19 protein-coding genes are annotated in these 21381 nt (G+C 56.5%); 10 read left to right on the forward strand and 9 right to left on the reverse strand.

Features of this window, described 5'->3' with window-relative positions; translation table 11 throughout:
- Positions 1 to 68 precede the first annotated feature (68 nt).
- Together ACP90_RS14730 and hspQ are read left to right on the forward strand one after the other, a co-directional pair.
- The gene (locus ACP90_RS14730) at positions 69 to 1109 is read left to right on the forward strand and encodes a CoA ester lyase (protein ID WP_062488762.1); all 1041 of its coding nucleotides are present in this window, start codon (positions 69 to 71) and stop codon (positions 1107 to 1109) included.
- A 102-nt stretch (positions 1110 to 1211) separates the two neighbouring features.
- Positions 1212 to 1535 carry a heat shock protein HspQ gene (gene hspQ, locus ACP90_RS14735; RefSeq protein ID WP_022998644.1) on the forward strand — a complete coding sequence of 108 codons (324 nt, stop codon included), beginning with the start codon at positions 1212 to 1214 and terminating at the stop codon, positions 1533 to 1535.
- A 102-nt stretch (positions 1536 to 1637) separates the two neighbouring features.
- Here hspQ and ACP90_RS14740 read toward each other — a convergent pair whose 3' ends face one another.
- Positions 1638 to 2249 carry an invasion associated locus B family protein gene (locus ACP90_RS14740; protein ID WP_022998645.1) on the reverse strand — a complete coding sequence of 204 codons (612 nt, stop codon included), beginning with the start codon at positions 2247 to 2249 and terminating at the stop codon, positions 1638 to 1640.
- A 265-nt stretch (positions 2250 to 2514) separates the two neighbouring features.
- Here ACP90_RS14740 and ACP90_RS14745 point away from each other — a divergent pair, with 265 nt between their 5' ends.
- The 4 genes from ACP90_RS14745 to ACP90_RS14760 all read left to right on the forward strand — a co-directional run bounded on the left by ACP90_RS14745 (position 2515) and on the right by ACP90_RS14760 (position 8032).
- On the forward strand, positions 2515 to 4386 hold the full coding sequence (locus tag ACP90_RS14745; protein WP_062488763.1) for an extracellular solute-binding protein: 1872 nt from the start codon (positions 2515 to 2517) through the stop codon (positions 4384 to 4386).
- 24 nt (positions 4387 to 4410) lie between these two features.
- A complete protein-coding gene (locus ACP90_RS14750; RefSeq protein WP_062488764.1) occupies positions 4411 to 6042 on the forward strand; it encodes a class I adenylate-forming enzyme family protein in 1632 nt (543 codons plus the stop codon).
- Between the two features lie 112 nt (positions 6043 to 6154).
- A complete protein-coding gene (locus ACP90_RS14755; protein WP_208993325.1) occupies positions 6155 to 7237 on the forward strand; it encodes a hypothetical protein in 1083 nt (360 codons plus the stop codon).
- A gap of 120 nt (positions 7238 to 7357) precedes the next feature.
- The gene (locus ACP90_RS14760; protein WP_031268503.1) at positions 7358 to 8032 is read left to right on the forward strand and encodes a DsbA family oxidoreductase; all 675 of its coding nucleotides are present in this window, start codon (positions 7358 to 7360) and stop codon (positions 8030 to 8032) included.
- 75 nt (positions 8033 to 8107) lie between these two features.
- Here ACP90_RS14760 and eno read toward each other — a convergent pair whose 3' ends face one another.
- Both eno and kdsA read right to left on the reverse strand, forming a co-directional pair.
- The gene (gene eno, locus ACP90_RS14765) at positions 8108 to 9382 is read right to left on the reverse strand and encodes a phosphopyruvate hydratase (RefSeq protein WP_031268504.1); all 1275 of its coding nucleotides are present in this window, start codon (positions 9380 to 9382) and stop codon (positions 8108 to 8110) included.
- A gap of 141 nt (positions 9383 to 9523) precedes the next feature.
- Positions 9524 to 10372, reverse strand: a complete 849-nt coding sequence (gene kdsA / locus ACP90_RS14770) for a 3-deoxy-8-phosphooctulonate synthase (protein ID WP_062488766.1) — start codon at positions 10370 to 10372, stop codon at positions 9524 to 9526.
- Positions 10373 to 10765: 393 nt separating this feature from the next.
- On the opposite strand from kdsA, the gene galU reads away from it, so the two are divergent.
- From galU to ACP90_RS14785, 3 genes are all read left to right on the forward strand, one after another.
- Positions 10766 to 11659 carry a UTP--glucose-1-phosphate uridylyltransferase GalU gene (gene galU, locus ACP90_RS14775; protein WP_022998652.1) on the forward strand — a complete coding sequence of 298 codons (894 nt, stop codon included), beginning with the start codon at positions 10766 to 10768 and terminating at the stop codon, positions 11657 to 11659.
- Positions 11660 to 11771: 112 nt separating this feature from the next.
- Complete coding sequence (locus tag ACP90_RS14780) at positions 11772 to 13076, forward strand: nucleotide sugar dehydrogenase (protein WP_062488767.1); 1305 nt, start codon at positions 11772 to 11774, stop codon at positions 13074 to 13076.
- A gap of 185 nt (positions 13077 to 13261) precedes the next feature.
- On the forward strand, positions 13262 to 13696 hold the full coding sequence (locus tag ACP90_RS14785; RefSeq protein WP_022998654.1) for a DUF4864 domain-containing protein: 435 nt from the start codon (positions 13262 to 13264) through the stop codon (positions 13694 to 13696).
- A 36-nt stretch (positions 13697 to 13732) separates the two neighbouring features.
- Here the strand turns inward: ACP90_RS14785 and tgt are convergent, their stop codons facing one another.
- From tgt to coaD, 5 genes are all read right to left on the reverse strand, one after another.
- Positions 13733 to 14887 (reverse strand): tRNA guanosine(34) transglycosylase Tgt, encoded by a 1155-nt coding sequence (tgt, locus tag ACP90_RS14790; RefSeq protein ID WP_062488768.1) that lies wholly within the window; start codon positions 14885 to 14887, stop codon positions 13733 to 13735.
- 9 nt (positions 14888 to 14896) lie between these two features.
- On the reverse strand, positions 14897 to 15970 hold the full coding sequence (queA, locus tag ACP90_RS14795) for a tRNA preQ1(34) S-adenosylmethionine ribosyltransferase-isomerase QueA (protein WP_062488769.1): 1074 nt from the start codon (positions 15968 to 15970) through the stop codon (positions 14897 to 14899).
- A gap of 193 nt (positions 15971 to 16163) precedes the next feature.
- Positions 16164 to 16637, reverse strand: coding sequence for a peptidylprolyl isomerase (locus ACP90_RS14800; protein WP_022998657.1), 474 nt, complete (start codon positions 16635 to 16637; stop codon positions 16164 to 16166).
- A gap of 44 nt (positions 16638 to 16681) precedes the next feature.
- Complete coding sequence (locus ACP90_RS14805) at positions 16682 to 17221, reverse strand: peptidylprolyl isomerase (protein WP_022998658.1); 540 nt, start codon at positions 17219 to 17221, stop codon at positions 16682 to 16684.
- Positions 17222 to 17261: 40 nt separating this feature from the next.
- Positions 17262 to 17768: a pantetheine-phosphate adenylyltransferase gene (gene coaD, locus ACP90_RS14810; protein WP_062488770.1), complete on the reverse strand. Its 507-nt coding sequence runs from the start codon at positions 17766 to 17768 to the stop codon at positions 17262 to 17264.
- A 165-nt stretch (positions 17769 to 17933) separates the two neighbouring features.
- On the opposite strand from coaD, the gene ACP90_RS14815 reads away from it, so the two are divergent.
- Complete coding sequence (locus ACP90_RS14815; protein ID WP_062488771.1) at positions 17934 to 18350, forward strand: hypothetical protein; 417 nt, start codon at positions 17934 to 17936, stop codon at positions 18348 to 18350.
- A gap of 94 nt (positions 18351 to 18444) precedes the next feature.
- Here ACP90_RS14815 and gyrA read toward each other — a convergent pair whose 3' ends face one another.
- Positions 18445 to 21252, reverse strand: coding sequence for a DNA gyrase subunit A (gene gyrA, locus ACP90_RS14820; RefSeq protein ID WP_062488772.1), 2808 nt, complete (start codon positions 21250 to 21252; stop codon positions 18445 to 18447).
- Positions 21253 to 21381: the final 129 nt, after the last annotated feature.

The raw sequence follows: 21381 nt of genomic DNA on the forward strand, positions 1-21381 counted from the left end.
CGGGGTATGGTTGCAGCGCAGCATTGACGTTATAGCTATTCCTCAAACTGGTGGAGGACAGCTGTTTCATGAAAACCCCAAGCGCATTCTACAAGCCGCTCGCAATCGGCGCGCCGGACCCGTATCGCGAGCTTCCCGTCTCGCTGGAGCGCTTGATCCATTTCGTCCCTCCGCATATTGAAAAGATGCGGTCCAAGGTGCCGGATCTCATCAAGAACGTCGATGTCGTCCTCGGCAACCTTGAAGATGCAATCCCCGCCGATGCCAAGACCGATGCCCGCAGGGGCTTCATTCAGATGGCGCAGGAAAATGACTTCGGAACCACTGGCCTGTGGACCAGGGTAAATTGCCTCAACAGTCCCTGGTTTCTTGATGACCTTCTTGAAATCGTTCCTGCGGTCGGAGAAAAACTCGACGTGGTGATGCTTCCCAAGGTGGAAGGCGCCTGGGACATTCATTATCTCGACCAACTGCTTGCGCAGCTTGAAGCCAGGGCTGGTCTTTCCAAGCCGATCATGATCCACGCCATTCTGGAAACGGCCGAAGGCGTCAAGAACGTCGAAGAGATTGCAGCGGCCAGTCCGCGGATGCACGGCATGAGCCTGGGACCGGCAGACCTTGCGGCTTCCCGTGGAATGAAAACAACACGTGTGGGCGGCGGCCATCCCGACTATGCGGTTCTTTCAGATGCTGATGGCACAGGCGGCAGAACCGCATATCAGCAGGATCTCTGGCATTACACGGTCGGAAAGATGGTCGATGCCTGCCTGTCTTACGGCCTGAAGCCCTTCTACGGCCCCTTTGGTGATTTTTCCGACGCGGCGGCCTGCGAAAGCCAGTTCCGCAATGCATTCCTGATGGGCTGCCTTGGCGCGTGGTCCCTGCATCCGACGCAAATCCATATCGCGAAGAAGGTTTTCTCTCCGGATCCGGGCGAAGTCGCCTTTGCCCGCAAGATCCTTGAAGCGATGCCGGATGGAACCGGTGCCGTGATGATCGACGGCAAAATGCAGGATGACGCCACCTGGAAGCAGGCAAAGGTGATCGTCGATCTTGCAAAACTGGTTGCATCCAAGGACGCGGAACTCGCGGAGGTCTATAGCCTTTAGACTTTCGCAAGGCTCGTCGTCTAAGGTTTAATGTTACAATGCTTGCACGCCGGCTGCCGACACGGTATCCCGGCAGTGCATGCAGTATGCGGACGAGTAACCATGCGAACGGCAAAATTCAGAATTGGCCAGGTCGTCCGGCACCGGATCTACCCCTTCCGTGGCGTTATTTTCGATGTCGATCCGACCTTCAGCAATACGGAAGAATGGTGGAACGCCATCCCGGAGGACGTGCGTCCTTTGCGCGACCAGCCGTTCTATCATCTCCTCGCCGAGAACGAGGAGACCGAATATGTGGCCTATGTCAGCGAACAGAACCTGGAAGCGGATATGACCGGTGAACCGGTGCGCCATCCGCAGGTTGAAGAGATTTTCGAGGAACAGACGGACGGCTCATATCTGCCGCGCAGCGTAGAGATCCACTAATCGTCCCAATTCCCGGCGATTTTCAGTCTTGATCTTCAAATACAAAAAAAAGGCCGGAACTTTCACAGTTCCGGCCTTCTTCATTTCTGGCAAAGCAGCCTGTTACTGGCTTTGCTTCTGAGCGTCGATCAGCTTCTGACGCGCTTCGTCAGCGCGCTTCTGCAATTCGCTCTGCAGTTCTTCCTGACGCTTTTGCAGCTCGGCAATGTTCATCGGCTCGCCGTCGTAAACCTTGGTGAAGCCGATCAGGGTCATCTTGAAGACGATTTCCTTGGCTTGCTGGTTATACGGAGCCACAATCACCTCACCGCCCTGCTTCATGGTGTTGATGAACGAGTCATCAATCGCCAGTTCTGCGTAGCAGGCATTGGGTGCGCAGATGCTGTACTTGCCCTGTACGGGCTTGCCATCATCGATCTGGATACGCACACCCGGCTGGATCAGAACGCCGGTCGGTACAGCGACCAGCAGTTTCTTGCGGGCTTCGCCCTCAGTTTCCTGAATAGCAATGTTACTCAGGAATTGCCCGGTATTTGTGCGCAATTCAATCGAAATAAAGCAGATTTCCTTCTGCGTGTTCGGATTGGTGTTACACGCTTTCGTCCATGGGCTTTTTTCTTCCTGGGCGATTGCGGGTGCACCTGCAAAAGAAGATAGGGCTACGAACGCACCTACTGCACATCCGAACAATCCTCTTTTCAAAACACTCGTCATCGATACGTCCTCAATCGTGCGTGTACGAAACTTTCGCGTTGTTCTGAGCCATTCCGGAACCAACCGCAAGGCCCGTAACGACATTCAAACCGTGAAACCATGGTAAGACACTTAATTTGGGCGAGAGGGTGGCCGATTTGCAACGCACCCCTGTCAGCGAATTGAAACCTGAATATCTTGCGGTTTGTTGCTTGTCCCGGGCGCGTCCGTGGGAACCCTGTGCTACTGTAATCGCTGAGAATCAACAGAATCTCCGGCGGTGGTGATGCGTAGTTCGATAGTTTCCGGTCTTCTTTTTCATGCCGGCAAGGCGATCGGTTTGGCAACCTCGTCTGCATGCCTGCTTGCCTTGGCAATCAGCCTGCCCGCCAGCGCGGACGATGAAAACGTGCCCTGGACGTATGCCATCGCCATGCACGGGACACCTGCACTTGGACCTGACGAACCATTTCCCTATGCCAACCCAGATGCGCCCAAGGGCGGCACAATCACACTTGGTGTACAGGGAACCTTCGACAGCCTGAATTCCTTCATTGTTCAGGGTGGCTGGACCTCGGCACGTGGAATGCGCGAACGCGAATTCGGCAACAACATTCTGGAAAGTCTGATGGTCCGCTCCTACGCGGAACCTTTTTCCCTTTACGGTCTACTGGCTCAACGTGTGCGCATGCCGGACAGCCGGGAGTGGATCGAGTTCGAGCTAAATCCGGATGCAAGGTTTTCCGACGGGACACCAGTCACAGTCGATGACGTCATCTTTTCTCTGGAAGTGATCGGCGACAAGGGGCGCCCGCCCTATCGAAACTGGTATGCGGCTATCACCGAAAAGCAGGTGACCGCACCCAACCGGCTGAAGCTGGTATTCGAAAACGGTGACAACCGCGAACTGCCGCTGTTGATCGCGTTGGCTCCAATTTATTCCAAGGCAGCCACTGATGCGGAGAATTTCGACAAATCGTCGTTGAACCCGCCCATCGGCACAGGGCCGTACACCTTCAAGACGATCGAGCCAGGCAGGCTCGTCGTTTATGAGAAGAACCCGGACTATTGGGCCAAGGATCTGCCTGTCAAAGCCGGTTTCGACAACTTCGACGAGATCCGGGTGGAATATTTCCGCGACGAGACGACCTTGCAGGAATCCTTCAAGAAGGGCCTGGTCCAGGCGTTGCAGTTCCGGGATCCTGCCCGTTGGGCAACGGGGCTAGATTTTCCGGCAGTGAAAAATGGCGATGTTCTCAAGCGGGCAATTCCGCTCGGGATTCCCGCCGCCATGCAGGGCATCGCTTTCAACACCCGCAAAGACCAGTTCTCCGACCCGGCCGTGCGCAAGGCCTTGCGCATGCTGTTCGATTTTGAATGGGTGAACCGCAATCTCTATTACGGACTTTACACGCGCACGGCAGGGTACTGGGACAATTCCGAGCTTTCATCGATCGGCCGTCCGGCAAGCGACCGGGAAAAGGAATTGCTGGCACCCTTCCCTGACGCCGTCGATCCCGAAGTGATGGACGGCACCTGGCGTCCGGCGGAAGCAGACGGATCAGGACGTGACAGAAAAGTGCTGCGGGCGGCGCTGGAAGCCTTCGGCAAGGCCGGTTACAGGCTCAAGGACGGAAAACTCCTGCACTCCGAGAACGGCAATCAGCTTTCGTTTGAAATTCTTGCCAAGAATGAGGACGAAGAAAAGCTGGCTCTTGCCTATATCCGTACTCTTGAGTTGCTCGGCGTATCCGCAAGCGTACGCAGTGTAGATCCGTCGCAGTTCGAAGACCGCAGGACGAAACGCGAGTTTGATATGGTGTTCAACACCTGGTTCTCCTCGCTGTCTCCCGGCGCCGAGCAATATGGACGCTGGTCATCAAAAGCAGCGGAAACGGAAGGATCCTTCAACTTTGTGGGCGCACATGAACCGGCGATCGATGCGATAATCGACGAGATTGTCGGAGCAAGAAGCCGCGATGACTTCGTGGCCGCAGTTCGTGCATTCGACCGCGTTCTGATTTCGGGAGCCTACGCAGTCCCGCTTTATCATGTCGCGGACGATTGGGTGGCGCACTGGAAGCAGATCGTTCCGCCGCAAAACGAGTCGCTTTACGGCCACGAGTACGACACCTGGTGGTCGGCCACGGCGCAATAATCGGACCAATGGACGAAAAACAAAATGAAAGCCACGCCTGAAAGCCTGTCCACGGAGTATCATGAAAGCGGAGCCTGGTCCGATGTGCCGCTTGATGAAATGTTCCGCAAGACAGCCGCAGAACACCCCGACCGGCTTGCGCTGGTTGATGCTCCTGACAGGGCTGCCTGGACAGGTGGTGCTCCCCGAGCGTTGAGTTATGCCGAAGCCGATCGGGAAATTGATCGTCTTGCCGCTTTCTACACGACCGTCGGGCTGTCATCCGATCATGTCGTCGGTGTCCAGGCTCCCAACACGGTCGATACCGTAATCGCGATCCTGGCAGCGCTGCGAGCAGATTTGATCATTTCTCCCTTGCCATTGCACTGGCGGCAGAAGAACGTTCTGGAAGCCTTGAACTCCATAGGCGCCAAGGGATTTGTCGCGGCCGACCGGGTAGAGACACGCGAGGTTGGTGTTGCCGCACGCGATGTTGCTGCAGACCTGTTCTCGTTGCGGTTTGTTTTCGGCCTTGGCAAGGACGTTCCCGATGGTTTGATCGAATTGGGGCCGATGCTTGCCGAAATGGGTGACGATCTGAAGTTCACTCCGAGTGAGCGCCCTGATCCGGCTGACCACACAGCGACCATCTGCTGGAGCCGAAGCGGAGAGGAAAACGTTCCGGTTACCCGCTGCCATAACCATTGGGTATCGGTCGCACATATGATCGTGCAGGAAGCTCATGTGCGCGATGCCAGCGTGATGGTCCTCCCCTATTCGCTCAGTGGCTTGACCGGTCTGGGCGGAGGACTGGTTCCCTGGTTGCTGACCGGCGGCACGTTGCATCTGCACCACCCGACTTCACTTGCCAATCTTGCCGCTCATGCCAACGAGGTTCAGGCGGATATCGTCATGACACCCGGGCCATTGGCACAGACTCTCGACCGTAAACTTGAAAACACCAAGACGACGCTACTTGCAGCCTGGAATATCGCGGCCCCGCATCCGACGACTTTCGTTGCGCGGCGCCGTCTGATCGATCTTCACATCGCTGACGAATTCGCACTCGTTGCCAAGGCGCGAGGTCCCTCGGCGAAGATGAAGGCCACCGCGCTGGGAAAGCATAGCGGGCCGATCGGGTGTGAAAGCGGGCCAGCCCTTCTTGAGATTGCGGTCACCGACGAGGTGGATACGCAAGCTCCAACGCTTCTGGTCAAGGGACCAATGGTTCCCGATGTCGGATGGCGAACAATCAATGGTGACCAGCGGCGTGTCCGCTGGGAAGGAACCGGTTTTCTGAATACCAACATCAAGGTTGAACTGACGGATGGCGGCATCGCAGGTTTCGGTATCCCGGGCCACTATGCCCTTGGCACCGGCAACCTTGAAACGGTGGATGTTGTCTACGCAGGGTACCCGGGCGTCAAGGAAGCTGCTGCCTTCATAGTGGAAGATCCTCTCCTCGGAGCCAGGATGTACGCAGCGCTTGTACCCGAGGCCGGGAACGTTCCAGATGCGGGTGCCTTTTTCGCGTATCTGGATGCCGAAGGCGTAGACCTTGCCAAGATCCCCCATCGTGTGTTGATTTTACAGTCTCTGCCGCGGAACGAGGATGGAACCATCAGCCGGGAAAGGCTGACCATGCGGACACAGCGATTGCCTGCTGCCGTGGCGTAGGTGGGGATAAGGAATGGATGTTGAAACCTCGCTTTCCTGGCGCGGCCCGTATTGGTATGCGGGACGTCGGCCAAGGCGGAGCAGCAATGGTGATGCGCCAGAAGATTTAGACGTGTCGCTTATCAGCATGTTCGACCGTCGCAGCAAGCTGCCCATGGCGCTGCCCGCAGCGATCGTGGTTGATATCAGCATCCTGGAAGACGACCGGAGAGACGAATTCTTTTCCTGGCTGCTTCCGCAAATCAGACTCCTGGCAAGTGAAGTCCCTTTCTACATCCTCACCGGCAGCGACGATATTCTGCCCCCCGGTCTGCAACCGACTGCAATCATCGACAAGGTCGTTCCCGATGAAGTCCTGCTGATGTTGATATGTATTCATCAGCGCGCATTGCTTCGGTCAGAGGAAGCCCAACTTCGCAGACGTATTTTTGGCAGGATTCCGGGTTTCGGGAGCGCTCCGCATCATTCAGGAACCAGCAGCCTGCTTGTCGTTGGCCTGAGTGGTCGGTTTCTGGAATGGCAGGACGCCAGTGAAGAAAAGGTCGAGGTTGTCGGTGCATTCGACGGCAGCATGGCCGTCGAGTTCATGTCCAAGCGTGCATTTGACGCCGTGGTCATTGATGCGCCCTTTGAAGATGCCGTCGACTATATGCAGCAGATCCGCAGGGATGCCCGTTTCGCAGGGTTGCCGGTTCTGGCCGTCTGTGAGCGGGAGGAAGATCTCGTTCAACTGTTCCGAAACGGGGCCTCGGACGTGCTGGTCGGAGAAAACCGCAAGGAAACCCTCGCCCGCCGACTAAACTCCGCCACCCGCTTTGGCAAGAGGCGCCGTCTTGCAGACCGGGTGCTTGCGGAAAGCCACATGTGGTTGCGCCAGCAGATCCATCAGGGCGGACTTGGTGTGGATGAATATACGAACTATCTCGAAGCCTGCAGCAATGGCCTTGCGGCGCGCGGTCTCGATCTTTGGGAAATGAGGCTTCAGCCTGAAAATTTCGGCATTGCCGTCACTTCAGCTGAAGAACTTGAAGACATCAACACGACCTTGCTATCCATCGCGGACGCCACGAGCCGGGACGAGGATCTTGTCTGCCTGGTGAAGGACTTCGGGCCGGTTGCCGTCTTGAAGAACGAGGCTGGCACGACAAGGCTGCAGAAGCGGATCAGCTCGATCCTCACACACACTGTTCTGTGAACAGACGCTTGTCTGTATGCGTCTTTTGTCTATTGCCTTAACACTGCCGCGAATTTGGGGTTGGCATATTTGTCAGAGTCTTTAGCCTGACAAAAATATCTCCAACGTTCTGGATGTCCGATGACCCTATCATCCGCCCTTACCGTCGATGTCGTATCCGATGTAATGTGCCCCTGGTGCTTCATTGGAAAAAGACGCCTTGAAGCGGCGTTGAAGTCGGTTCCGCAGCTTGATGTGTTGGTTCGTTGGCACCCCTTTCAGCTTGACGCCACCTTGCCGAAGTCTGGCAAGGACAGAAAACAGTATCTGAGCGACAAGTTCGGTGGTCTGGAGCGGGCGGACACGTTCTACAAACAAATTCGTGCAGCGGGACAGGAGGAAGGCATCAACTTTGCTTTTGATGATATCACCTTGTCGCCGAATACCCTTGATTGCCACAGACTGATCCTTTGGTCACGTGACGACGATCTTCAGGACGAAGTCGTGGAGCTTTTGTTCAAGGCCTATTTCCTGAACGGAGAAGATCTGACACGCCCCGAGGTTCTTGTGCGAATTGCCGAGGAAGCGGGGATGCAGTCCGATCTGGTGGAGCATCTGTTGGGAACCGAAACCGATCTCGACAAGGTCGAGGCCCAGATTGCCAATGCTCAAAAGTCCGGGATTACAGGTGTGCCATGTTTCATTATCGATGGCAGGTTTGTTCTGGCTGGTGCCGAAAAACCGGAAACAATTGCCGCAGCGCTTCTGCACGCCGACGAAACACGGACCGATCCACAAGCGGCAGTTTCCAATTAAAAGCAGCTTGAGTTGCCGAAACAAAAAAGCCCCGCACGAATGCGGGGCTTTTCTGATTTTGACGACCTGAAAAGATCAGCCGCGCAGAATGGAACGGCCTGCATAAACCGCCTGTGCGCCCAGTTCTTCCTCGATACGGATGAGCTGGTTGTACTTTGCGAGCCGGTCGGACCGTGCGAGTGAACCGGTTTTGATCTGGCCGCAGTTGGTGGCAACCGCGAGGTCTGCAATGGTGCTGTCCTCGGTCTCGCCCGAGCGGTGGGACATCACAGCAGTGTAGGCTGCCTTGTGTGCGGTCTCGACGGCATCCAGCGTTTCGGACAGCGTACCGATCTGGTTGACCTTGATCAGGATCGAGTTGGCAACGCCGAGGTCGATACCCTTGCGCAGACGCTCGGAATTGGTGACGAACAGGTCGTCGCCGACCAGCTGGCACTTGTTGCCGATAAGGTCGGTCGTCGCTTTCCAGCCGTCCCAGTCGTCTTCTGCCAGACCGTCTTCGATCGAGATGATCGGGTAGCGGGAAACGAGATCGGCAAGATATTTTGCCATCTCCTCAGGAGCCAGCGTCTTGCCTTCACCTTCCAGCACATATTTGCCGTCCTTGAAGAACTCCGTCGATGCCGCGTCCAGTGCCAGGAAGACATCTTCGCCTGGCTTGTAGCCGGCGGTTTCGATCGCCTTCATGACGAAGCCGATAGCTGCGTCTGTCGATTCCAGATTAGGAGCAAAGCCGCCCTCATCGCCAACATTGGTGTTGTGACCGGCTGCGTTCAGTGCCTTTTTCAAGGTGTGGAAAATTTCAGAACCCATGCGCACGGCATCGCCAAGGGACTCGGCGCCGACCGGCATGATCATGAATTCCTGGAAATCGATCGGATTGTCGGCATGCGCGCCGCCATTGATGATGTTCATCATGGGAACCGGAAGCGTGCGTGCAGACGTGCCGCCGACATAGCGGTAGAGCGGCAGACCGGACGCCTGGGCAGCGGCGCGGGCAACCGCGAGCGATACGCCCAGTATGGAGTTGGCGCCAAGACGCGACTTGTTGTGAGTACCGTCTAGATCGATCATGGCCTGGTCGATCTGAAGTTGATCTTCAGCGTCCAGACCGCCAACGGTCTCGAAGATTTCTCCGTTTACGGCATCAACTGCATTCTGGACACCCTTGCCCATGAAGCGGTCACCGCCATCGCGCAGTTCGACAGCTTCGTGTGCACCGGTGGAAGCTCCGGACGGAACGGCAGCCCGGCCGAAGGAACCATCCTCCAGGAAAACGTCGACTTCAACGGTCGGGTTACCACGGCTGTCAAAGATCTGACGGCCGATAACATCGATAATGGCGGTCATGGAAAGAACTCCCTTGTCGCATGCACCTGAATTGACGGTCTGCCGGAGAAAATCCGGCCGTTTGGAAGCCGGAGTACCGGCGTTTTTCCGGAGCTCTTGCCCCTCAAAGGAAAGCCGCACACGAGGTGCGGCTGAAATTGACTATTCTGCAGCGGCTGCCGGTGCCTTGACGACGTTGTCCAGTGCCTTCAACTGGGCCAGCAACGCTTCGAGTTGGTCGAGCGGCACCATGTTCGGTCCATCGGACGGCGCGTTGTCCGGATCAGGGTGCGTTTCGATGAAGAGACCTGCAACACCCACGGCCACTGCTGCGCGCGCAAGAACGGGTACCATTGTCCGGTCGCCGCCGGTGGAAGCGCCCTGCCCGCCCGGTTGCTGCACGGAATGTGTTGCATCAAAAATTACCGGCGCACCGGTCTGTGCCATGATCGGCAGCGAGCGCATATCGGTAACAAGCGTGTTGTAGCCGAAGCTGGCGCCGCGTTCGGTCAACATGACATTGGCATTGCCCGAACCGGTCACCTTCCCCAGAACATTTTTCATGTCCCAGGGCGCCAGGAACTGACCTTTCTTGATGTTGACCACGCGGCCGGTCTTCGCGGCAGCCACAAGCAAGTCCGTCTGGCGGCAGAGGAATGCCGGGATCTGCAGGACATCGACAACTTCCGCAACCGGTGCGCATTGCTCGGGGCTGTGCACATCGGTCAAGACCGGCATGCCGAATTTTTCCTTCACTTCGGCAAAGATCGGCATGGCTTCTTCCATGCCAACACCCCGTTTTCCTGCGAGAGATGTCCGGTTGGCCTTGTCGTATGAAGTCTTGTAAATGACGCCGATACCGAGACGATCCGTAATTTCCTTGATCGCGGCTGCGCATTCCAGTGCGTGTTCGCGGCTTTCAAGCTGGCACGGGCCGGCAATGAGGCTGAAAGGCGCATCATTGCTAAAGGTTACATTGCCAACGGAAACTACGCGGTTTGCCTCGGTCATTTTCCACCTTATGCCATGCGGTTGCCGCTTGAGCGCGGCAACTCGTTCAGGAAACAAGTCCGATCTTGGAACTTGCGGAGTTCCATAGCGTTCTTTTTGCCTGCCCGCAACATCGCTATGGCGGAAAGCGGACAAGCCTTAAATCGATTTAAAAGTGTGTAGTCTCAGCCCGACATAAAATGATCACTTTGTCGAAGTTATTGCGTTAGTATTGCAGTGCACAAGCTTGCAACCGGCCAAAGACCTGAGGGTCCGACTGATTGCCACTTGGGCTAACTGCAACGTCGCGCCCGCGGACGATCTGAGTTTAGAACGTGTATTCGACGGCTCATGAGACTATTAGTGGGTAAAAGAAGATTGAGTTCGTATTTGTAGACCATCGGAAGGCCTGACATGAACAAGCCCATTCGCAAAGCGATCCTGCCCGTGGCAGGTCTTGGCACTCGGTTTCTGCCCGCGACCAAGGCAGTACCGAAGGAAATGCTGACGATCGTTGACCGTCCGATCATCCAGTATGTGGTGGATGAAGCACGGGCCGCAGGTATCGAACATATCGTTTTCGTCACCGGGCGAAACAAACAGGTTATCGAAGACCATTTCGATATGGCCTATGAGCTGGAAGATACCCTCAAGGCGAGAAACAAGACTGCTGCTCTGGAACTGCTTGAAAAGCACCGCCCGGTTCCGGGAGCCACTTCCTTCACCCGTCAACAGGCGCCGCTTGGCCTCGGCCACGCTATCTGGTGCGCACGCGATATTATCGGTAACGAGCCCTTTGCCATTCTGTTGCCGGACGTGATCATCAAGTCCCAGGTCAGCTGCCTCAAGCAGATGGTAGACCTCTATCAAAATACGGGTGGCAACATCATCGCCGTGGAAGAAGTTCCCGAAGACCAGACAGATCAGTACGGCATTGTGGAACTCGACGGAGAACTCGGTGCAAATGCGCACAAGATCTCAAACATGGTCGAAAAGCCTGCCCCCGGTACGGCGCCTTCCAATTTGATGATCACCGGTCGCTACATTCTTCAGCCGGAAATTTTCGATCTTCTGTCCAACCAGGGCAAAGGTGCAGGTGGCGAGATCCAGTTGACTGACAGCATGCTGGCCTTGATGAAGGAACAGCACTTCGCGTCGCTCAAGTTCGAAGGTCGGAGCTACGACTGCGGTAACAAGGCCGGCTTCCTGAGCGCCAATATCGCATTCGGCATGGACGATCCGAAACTTGCTCGGGAACTGGTTCCGTTCATGGAAGAGATCATTCGCAAACCCTTGGCCGCCGAATAATCTGCGATCGTTTTCACTGCGGACTTGAAAAGGTTCGCCAGAAGCCTTTAGGAGTGGGCCGGGTCTTGCGCAAGACCCGGCCCTTTCCGTTTGCTCCAATCCCGGATGCCTCATGCACGACAACTCCATTCACTCCACCAAGATCGCGGTTATCGGTCTGGGTTATGTCGGTCTGCCCGTGGCGGTGGCCTTCGCTGCGAAGGGTTTTGACGTTCTCGGGTTCGATATAAACGAAAACCGGTTGAACGAGTTGCGCAGCGGTCAGGATAGCACGTCGTCTGTCGATGACGCGGATTTGCAGCAGGAAACGCTGGTATTTTCCAACAACGAAAAGGATCTGAGCGATAGGGATGTCTTGATCGTGGCCGTGCCGACACCTGTCGATCACGCCAAACGACCTGACCTTTCGCCTTTCAGAAACGCAGCGGCAACCGTCGGTCGCAATCTGAAACCAGGGGCCATCGTTGTCTTTGAATCAACCGTGTATCCAGGGGCAACCGAAGAGATCGCTGTTCCCGTCCTCGAGAAGGAATCGGGGCTGCTCTTCAACAAGGATTTTGCCGTTGGTTATTCGCCAGAGCGCATAAATCCTGGCGATACCGAGCGAGGGTTTGCGGACATCACAAAAATCGTTTCGGGTTCCAGCCCGGAAACAGCCGAAACGCTCAACACGCTCTATGGAGCCGTTGTCACGGCCGGCATTCACCTTGCTCCGTCGATCCGCGTAGCGGAAGCGGCGAAGGTGATTGAGAACACACAACGCGATCTCAATATCGCTCTCATGAACGAATTGGCGATGCTTTTCCACCAGATGGGCATCGATACCCGGGACGTGTTGAAGGGGGCTTCGACCAAATGGAACTTCCTGCCGTTCCAGCCGGGACTGGTCGGTGGGCACTGCATCGGTGTCGATCCCTATTACCTGACCCACAAGGCACACGAGATCGGCATGACACCTCAGGTTATTCTGGCGGGTCGCGGCACCAACGAAGCAATGCCGGCGTTTATTGCAGGCAAGATCATCCAGGAAAGCGTGAAGCTTGGCATGCCCATGCCCCCGAAAGTTGTCGTTCTCGGCATCACCTACAAGGCGAATGTGCCTGATACCCGTAATTCCAAGGTCGTCGATCTCATCAGGGAGCTGGAAAAGTTTGGGGCACGTGTTCAGGTCTGTGATCCACTTGCACATCCCGATGAGGTTGCGGCCGAATATGGAATCACCCTCACCCGGGAAGAAGACCTCGATGCTGCGGATGTTGCCGTACTTGCGGTCCCGCATCGGCATTTTTTCCAAGATGGAACCGGTTGGCAGGTCCTGAAAGACGTTCTGAAAGATCAACGCGGCCTGGTTGCTGACATACCGGCGCTTTTGGATCGCTCTACTTGTCCGGAGGGAATCCAGCTCTGGCGCCTTTGATTCTAAAGGACTATTTCCGGGTTTTGTTGTGCCTCGGTACGCGACACGAAAATTCGCAGCTCAAGGTCTGCCGTAAAACAGTTCAAACTGCCGGGAATTGCCGCAAGGGTTTGCTCGTATTTTAGCAATCTGAAAAGGGTTTGGAGCCGTATACTATTCGGGTTTCAGGAAAGGAGACACCGAACATGGCTCATGCTCGTTTCTGGAAGATGGTGGCGGTGGCCGGCGTCAGCGCGTTGCTGGCTACAGGGTCTGTCCGCGCCGAAGAAGGCCTCGATAGCAGCGCCTTTCACAAGATCATCAAAAATCAGATGAGTGCGTTTGCGACGGGTAATGCCCAGGCTGCCTTCTCGTTCGCAACCAGTTCCTTGCAACAGCGGTTTCAAACACCAGAGTTCTTCATGGAAATGGTGCGGCAAGGCTACCAGCCAGTTTACAAGCCTCAAAGCGTGACCTTCGGCCGGTCGAAAATGACAAAGCTCGGGCCAACGCAGGAAGTCTATGTAACCGGCCCAAATGGCCAAAACTGGCTGGCTCTCTACAGTTTCGAGCAACAGGATGACGGCAGTTGGAAGATTTCCGGCTGCTATCTGACGAAAGCAGACGGATTTTCCGCCTAGCCAGTTTCAGCCTGAGCCTGGATTGAGTGTGCCGGGTTACAGCGCGGCAATATCGCCGCGCGCCCAGTCTTCCTTGGTCTTTGAGTAGAAGTCTTCGAACGATCCGGCGTCAATCGCGTCGCGCATGCCCTGCATCAGGTGCTGATAGTAGGCGATGTTGTTCCAGGTGAGCAGCATGCCGGCCAGTCCTTCGCCAGCCCGCACGAGATGGTGCAGATAGGCTCTGCTGTAGACGCTAGACGCGGGACAGGTGCTCGCCTCGTCCAGCGGGCGTGGGTCGTCTTGGTGACGGGCATTCTTGAGGTTGACCTTGCCATAGCGCGTATAGGCGAGACCGTGACGTCCTGCGCGGGTTGGCATCACGCAATCAAACTGATCAATGCCGCGCTTCACGCTTTCCAGAAGATCGTCCGGTGTCCCAACGCCCATCAGGTAACGTGGCTTGGCCACCGGCATAACTGGCGTCGTGATGTCGAGCATGCTCAGCATGACGTCCTGAGGTTCACCAACCGCCAGACCGCCAACCGAATAGCCTTCAAACGGCATTTTACCGAGTTCTTCTGCCGAGCGAATACGAAGGTCGGGTTGATCGCCACCCTGAACGATACCGTAAAGCCCCTGCCCTTTCCCTGGTCCACCCATGGCTTCGAACTGTTTGCGAGAGCGTTCTGCCCACCTGAGAGACAGCTCCATAGCTCTTTGGACTTCTTCACGGGGGCTCGGCAACTTGATGCATTCGTCCAGCTGCATCTGGATATCTGACCCGAGGAGACCCTGTATCTCGACTGAACGTTCCGGTGTGAGATGGTACTTCTGACCGTCAATGTGGCTTTGGAAACGCACACCATCTTCATCCAGCTTCCGCAGCTGAGCCAGCGACATCACCTGGAACCCGCCGCTGTCGGTCAGGATCGTGTGAGGCCAGTTCATGAAGGTGTGCAGTCCGCCAAGTCTCGCGACCCGTTCGGCAGTCGGGCGAAGCATCAGGTGATAGGTATTGCCTAGAACCACGTCTGCACCGGTTTCCCGCACCTGCTCCGGGTACATCGCCTTCACAGTTGCCTGAGTGCCCACCGGCATGAAAGCGGGTGTGCGCACAACACCGTGGGGCGTCGTGATTTCGCCGCGCCGCGCCGCGCCGTCCGTGGTGATCAGCTTGAAGCTGAAGGTCTTGCCGGTTTTTTCGGTCATGATTGGTCCTCAGACAGCGCCTTCCTGCGGGAAAAGCAAGGAAGCGTCGCCATAGCTGTAAAAACGGTATTCCTGAGAAATAGCGTGTGCATAGGCACGCCGCATCGTGTCCAGACCCGAAAGAGCCGACACCAGCATGAACAACGTAGAACGCGGAAGATGGAAGTTGGTCATCAACGCGTCGATCGCCTTGAAGCGGTAGCCGGGCGTGATGAAGATCGAGGTTTCACCCGCAAAGGCGGCAATGGCGCCACTTGCCTGGGCGGAGCTTTCAAGGATCCGCAGGGATGTCGTGCCGACGCTGACAACCTTGTTACCCCTTGCCTTGACGGCCAGAAGTGCGGCGGCAGTCTCTTCGGAGATTTCGCCCCATTCTGCGTGCATCTTGTGATCTGCAGTGTCTTCCGCCTTTACCGGCAGAAAGGTGCCGGCTCCGACATGCAGTGTTACGCGGTGCTGTTCGATACCGCGCTCGCTCAATGCCTTCAGCAGTTCAGGCGTAAAATGAAGACCCGCTGTCGGTGCGGCAACGGCACCGTCCTTTTCGGCAAAAATCGTCTGATAGTCCCTGCGATCCTGGTCGTCTTCGCCACGCTTTTGCGCAATATACGGTGGCAAGGGTATGTGTCCAACGGATGCGATTGCAATGTCGAGATCAGGTCCGGACCGGTCGAAAGTCAGCAGTACTTCACCGCTGTCGCCCTTTTCGGTCACTTCCGCCGTTAGCCGTGTGCCGAACCCTTCGAAAAGGACAGTATCGCCAACCTGCAACTTCTTTGCCGGCCGGACGAAGGCCTTCCAGCGGTCCGGCCCGGTGCGCATGTGCAGCGTCGCCCCGATGCCCGCGGTAATGTCTCCTCGCAGGCGTGTTCCTTCAAGCTGTGCGGGTATGACCTTGGTATCGTTGAAGACCAGCGCATCACCGGGCTCCAGCAACAGCGGCAATTCGCGAACACCCGTGTCGGATAGTTCAGGTTCAGCACCTGGTTTAACGACAAGCATGCGAGCGGAATCACGTGGCCGAGCCGGGCGCAAGGCGATCCGCTCGTTGGGAAGAACAAAGTCGAATTGGTCGACGCGCATGGTGATTTGCTACTGACGGATCTCTGGAAGGTTTCGGGGTGCGGCGCCATTCCATCCAGAGCGGCAACCGGACTTTCAGTCAGCGGCTCTTACTGGCGACGGCGGAGCAGGTCAACCGTCTGACGGTACATCCAAAACAAAACAGCGCGGATGAATGATCCGCGCTGCATCGTTAAAGCCACTTTCAGGTGGTTCAGGCCGCGTCGGCCGCCACTTTCAAGGAGACGATATTGTCCGGATTGGAAACCGGTTCGCCACGCTTGATCTTGTCGACATTGTCCATGCCTTCGATCACTTCACCCCAGACGGTGTACTGACCGTCGAGCCAGGGCGCGTCGGTAAAGCAGATGAAGAACTGGCTGTCACCGGAGTTCGGGTCCATTGCGCGAGCCATGGAGCAGGTGCCGCGCACGTGCTTCTCATTGCTGAATTCCGCTTTCAATTTCTTGCCGGAACCACCAGTGCCAGTGCCCTGCGGGCAGCCGGTCTGTGCCATGAAGCCGTCGATTACGCGGTGAAACACGATGCCGTCGTAAAAACCTTCGCGGACCAGCTCCTTGATACGTGCGACATGTGTCGGCGCGAGGTCCGGCTTCAGTTCGATAACAACCGGTCCCTGGCTGGTTTCCATGAGAAGGGTGTTTTCGGCGTCTTTGATTTCAGCCATCGAGTATCTCCTTGGGTATTTTCGAAATTGTAGTCGCGTGAACGTTATTGTGCGTCCGAGGCGACCTGCATCTTGATGATCTTGTCCGGATTTGCCGGCGGTTCGCCGCGGGTGATGTTGTCGACAAATTCCATACCATCGACGACTTCACCGAATACGGTGTACTGGCCATTCAGCCAGTCGCCATCGCCGAACATGATGAAAAACTGGGAATTGGCGCTGTCCGGGCTAGCGGAACGTGCCATGCCGAGCGTGCCACGCTTGAACGGTGCGTTGGAAAACTCAGCCTTCAGGTTAGGTTCGCTGGAACGGCCTGTACCGGTGCCCGTCGGGTCACCGGTCTGGGCCATGAAGCCGTCGATGACGCGATGGAAGACGATACCGTCGTAAAAACCTTCGCGAGAAAGCTTCTTGATCCGCTCAACGTGAGCCGGAGCAAGGTCCGGACGAAGCTGTATGACGACGCGTCCGTCCTTCAAATCGAGATAAATTGTGTTTTCCGGATCGGTGCCTTGGGCACTGGCGGCCGAAGGCAGGATCAGAAGTGAAGCCAGAACGGCAAAAATTGCAAAAAAGCGCGACACTGGAGACTCCTAAGGTTCAGGTCTAGAGCTTGGCTTTGAATTACGCGCCGGGTTTCGCGCGCGATCTCAATGGTTCGGCAACCGGTTCCGGCACAAAAGCGGAAATTTCTCCGCCCATCTTCGCGATTTGACGTACCAAGGTGGCCGTGATGTGGCGCACGTTCGGAGAAGCCGGAAGAAATACCGTACGAATGTCAGGTTCCAGCGTGCCGTTCATGCCCGCCATCTGCATCTCGTAGTCAAAATCCGTCCCGTCCCGCAGACCGCGAACCAGGTAAGCGGCGTTTTGCTGGCGTGCCGTTTCGATGACCAGATTGTCGAAGGCGATGACATCAATCCGTTCAGCTTCCTGCGGAGTAAATTCCGAACGCGCCGAAGCATGGATCAATTCGACCCGTTCCTCGAAGGAAAACAGGGGAGACTTGCCGGGGTGAATGCCAATGGCAACCACCACCTTGTCCGCCAGCGCAAGCGACTGACGCAATATATCCATGTGGCCATTGGTGACGGGATCGAAGGATCCAGGATAAAGCGCAATACGATTCATGGCACCTTCCTTACTCTGCCTGCATCGGCCTAACAAGTAGAACGCAGGCATGAACGCGTCTTTTGCCAGTAACTGACATTGTGTGACGACCGTCACAACTCTCTTTGCAAACCTAGGTCAAAGTGGCTCCATCGAAATCAATTGGCGTGAGCAGGAGCCAGCATCATGAGGAGCACTACTACAATCGACCGGACCGCAACGGCTATCGCGGTACGTCCTTTTGCCTTTCAGTCAAAGGCAATCGATCCGGCCGGACAATTCAAGATGGCCGCTATTTTCGTTCTGGCGTTGTTGACGATGATTGCCGCAGGCATGATGAGCATGCACCCGAGCAAAGCGTCTCAGGCAGAAGGTCTGACCAGCCTGGCAACGCAGGGACTTGCTTCCACCAAGTCCGACCGCGCTGTGCAAATTCCGGCATCAAAGGCATGTGAAACACAAGCTTGGGGCGCCTGGAGCGAAGACTGTGCAGCGGCACTGACCGGTGCGAACCGTGTACGCAACGTGTCCTTCGTCACCGTCGAAAAAACGGCACCCACCGTAAATGAAACAATTCTGGCCCGTTACCCCGTGGCCAACTGAGCTTCGTCTCAAACCTCCCTCCCCGTAACGGCAAACAGCGGCTCAGGTTCCACCCTGGCCGCTGTTGTCGTTTTCAGGTCTAGCCAATCAGAGATCAGGCTTCTGGAGGCGTTTCATCTCCTTCGGCGGAATCGTTACCGGCGTCATTCTCACCCGGTTCAGCTGAACCCTCAGCTTCTCCTTCCAGGGCGTCTTCGAGGACGTCGTCTTCATCGACTTCGGAGATCCCTTCGACCGCAACGACTTTTTCATCGGCTGCCGTCTTGAAGACGATCACGCCCTGGGTCGCTCGCCCGGCGATGCGGATACCGTCCACCGGACAGCGGATCAACTGTCCACCATCCGTCACCAGCATGATCTGGTGGCTGTCTTCGACAGGGAAAGACGAGATCAGACCGCCATTCCGGCTGTTGACAGCCATGGCCGTGATGCCTTTGCCGCCTCGGCCGGTGACCCGGTACTCGAAGGAGGACGTCCGCTTGCCGTAGCCGTTTTCAGAGATGGTCAGGATGATCTGCTCGGCTGCACTCATCTGAGCGTAGCGTTCCTGAGGCAGATCGCCTGCAACTACGCCCTCTTCATCTGCACCGTTACCGTTCTCATCTGCTTCTCCACGCATTGCACGGGAAAGCTTTAGGTAGGCGGCGCGCTCTTCTGCCGTCACATCGATGTGGTGCAGGATCTGCATGGAGATCACGCGATCCTCTTCGGCCAGACGAATTCCGCGGACCCCGACAGAATTACGACCAGCGAACACACGAACATCCGTTACGGGGAAGCGGATACACTGACCGAAGTTGGTCGTCAGCATCACATCGTCATGTTCAGAACAGGTGTCGACGCCGACAATCCCGTCACCGTCTTCCAGCTTCATGGCAATCTTGCCGTTCCGGTTGATGTTGACGAAATCGGACAGTTTGTTGCGCCGGATGGTGCCACGAATGGTCGCGAACATCACATCCAGGTTTGCCCAGCTGTCCTCGTCTTCCGGCAATGGCAGGATCGAGGTGATCTGTTCGCCCTGTTCGAGAGGTAGCAGGTTGATCAATGCCTTTCCGCGCGAGGTCGGTCCGCCGAGTGGAAGACGCCACACCTTCATCTTGTAACAGATGCCGCGCGAGGAGAAGAACAGAACCGGTGTGTGGGTATTGGCGACGAACAGCCTGGTGACGAAATCCTCGTCCTTGGTCGCCATGCCGGACCGGCCCTTGCCTCCGCGTCGTTGTGCACGGTAGGTCGCCAGCGGCACGCGCTTGATGTAGCCACCGTGAGACACGGTCACGACCATGTCTTCGCGCTGGATCAGGTCTTCTTCGTCGAAATCTGCCCCGCCTTCGATGATTTCGGTTCGGCGCGGAGTTGCAAATTCTTCCTTGATCTCAAGCATTTCGTTGCGGACGATCTCCTGGATCCTGGCCCGGGAGCGCAGGATGTCGAGATAGTCGGAAATTTCCGCACCAATCTTGTTGAGTTCTTCCTCGATTTCGTCACGGCCCATCGCCGTCAGGCGCTGCAGACGCAGATCGAGAATGGCTCGTGCCTGTTCTTCTGACAGTTTGTAGGTGCCGTCGTCCTGCACCATGTGGCGCGGATCGTCGATCAGAAGAATGAGCGATTCAACATCCTTTGCCGGCCAGTTGCGCTCCATCAGCTGCGCTCTCGCCGTTGCCGGGTCCGGTGCGCTGCGGATGAGCTTGATGACTTCATCAATGTTGGCAACTGCAATGCCCAGGCCCACCAAGATGTGGGCACGGTCACGGGCTTTCTTCAGCAGGTAGCGTGTGCGTCGCTGGATCACCTCCTCGCGGAAGGAGACGAAGGCGCGCAGCATGTCGGAGAGGTTCATCTGCTCCGGCTTGCCGCCGTTCAGAGCAACGATGTTGGCACCGAACGATGTCTGCAACTGACTGAAACGGTAGAGCTGGTTCAGGATCACGTCCGGAACCGCATCGCGCTTCAGCTCGATCACGACCCGCATGCCCGAGCGGTCGCTCTCGTCACGAATGTCCGAGATGCCCTCGATACGCTTGTCGCGCACCAGTTCGGCAATCTTCTCGATCATCGTCGATTTGTTGACCTGATACGGAATTTCCGTGACGATCAGTGCCGTTCGGTCCTTGCGCACTTCCTCGACGTCGACTTTCGCCCGCATGACGATCGAACCGCGGGCCGTTTCATAGGCACTACGGATACCCGACCGACCGAGGATCATGCCACCCGTTGGGAAATCCGGGCCTGGAACGATCTGCATCAGTTCTTCGAGTGACATCGCCGGATTTTCCATCACGGCAATGGCGGCATCGATCACTTCGCCCAGGTTGTGCGGCGGAATGTTGGTTGCCATGCCTACTGCGATACCACCGGCACCGTTGACGAGGAGGTTCGGGAACTTGGCAGGAAGGACGACGGGCTCGCTCTCGGAGTTATCGTAGTTTTCCTGAAAGTCGACCGTCTCCTTGTCGATATCGTCCAGCAGTTTGTGGGCGACCTTTTCGAGACGGCACTCGGTGTAGCGCATGGCCGCGGCTGGATCGCCGTCGATGGAGCCGAAGTTACCCTGCCCGTCAATCAACGGCAGTCGCAGCGAGAAATTCTGCGCCATGCGCACCAGCGCATCGTAAATCGCGCTGTCACCATGCGGGTGATACTTACCCATGACGTCACCGACCACGCGGGCCGACTTGCGATAGGGCTTGTTCCACTCGTAGCCGTTTTCGTGCATCGAGTAGAGAATGCGCCGGTGAACCGGTTTGAGGCCGTCGCGGACGTCAGGCAGCGCACGCGACACGATCACGCTCATCGCGTAATCGAGATAGCTGCGCTTCATTTCATCGACGATGGAGACCGGTTTGATATCGGACGGAAGACCGTCAGTGGGCGTGCTGTTGTCCTGGTCAGCCAAGGAAGACACTCATTTCATTGTTATTGCTTGCTCTTTTATATCCGATTCAAGACGCCGCTCCAAATTCTCGGCGCTTTTCCGCCTAAGTAATAGGGGTTTAATTTCAATGCTTTACGAGGAGTATACACA

The sequence above is a fragment of the Labrenzia sp. CP4 genome (assembly GCF_001579905.1).
Taxonomy (GTDB): domain Bacteria; phylum Pseudomonadota; class Alphaproteobacteria; order Rhizobiales; family Stappiaceae; genus Roseibium; species Roseibium algicola.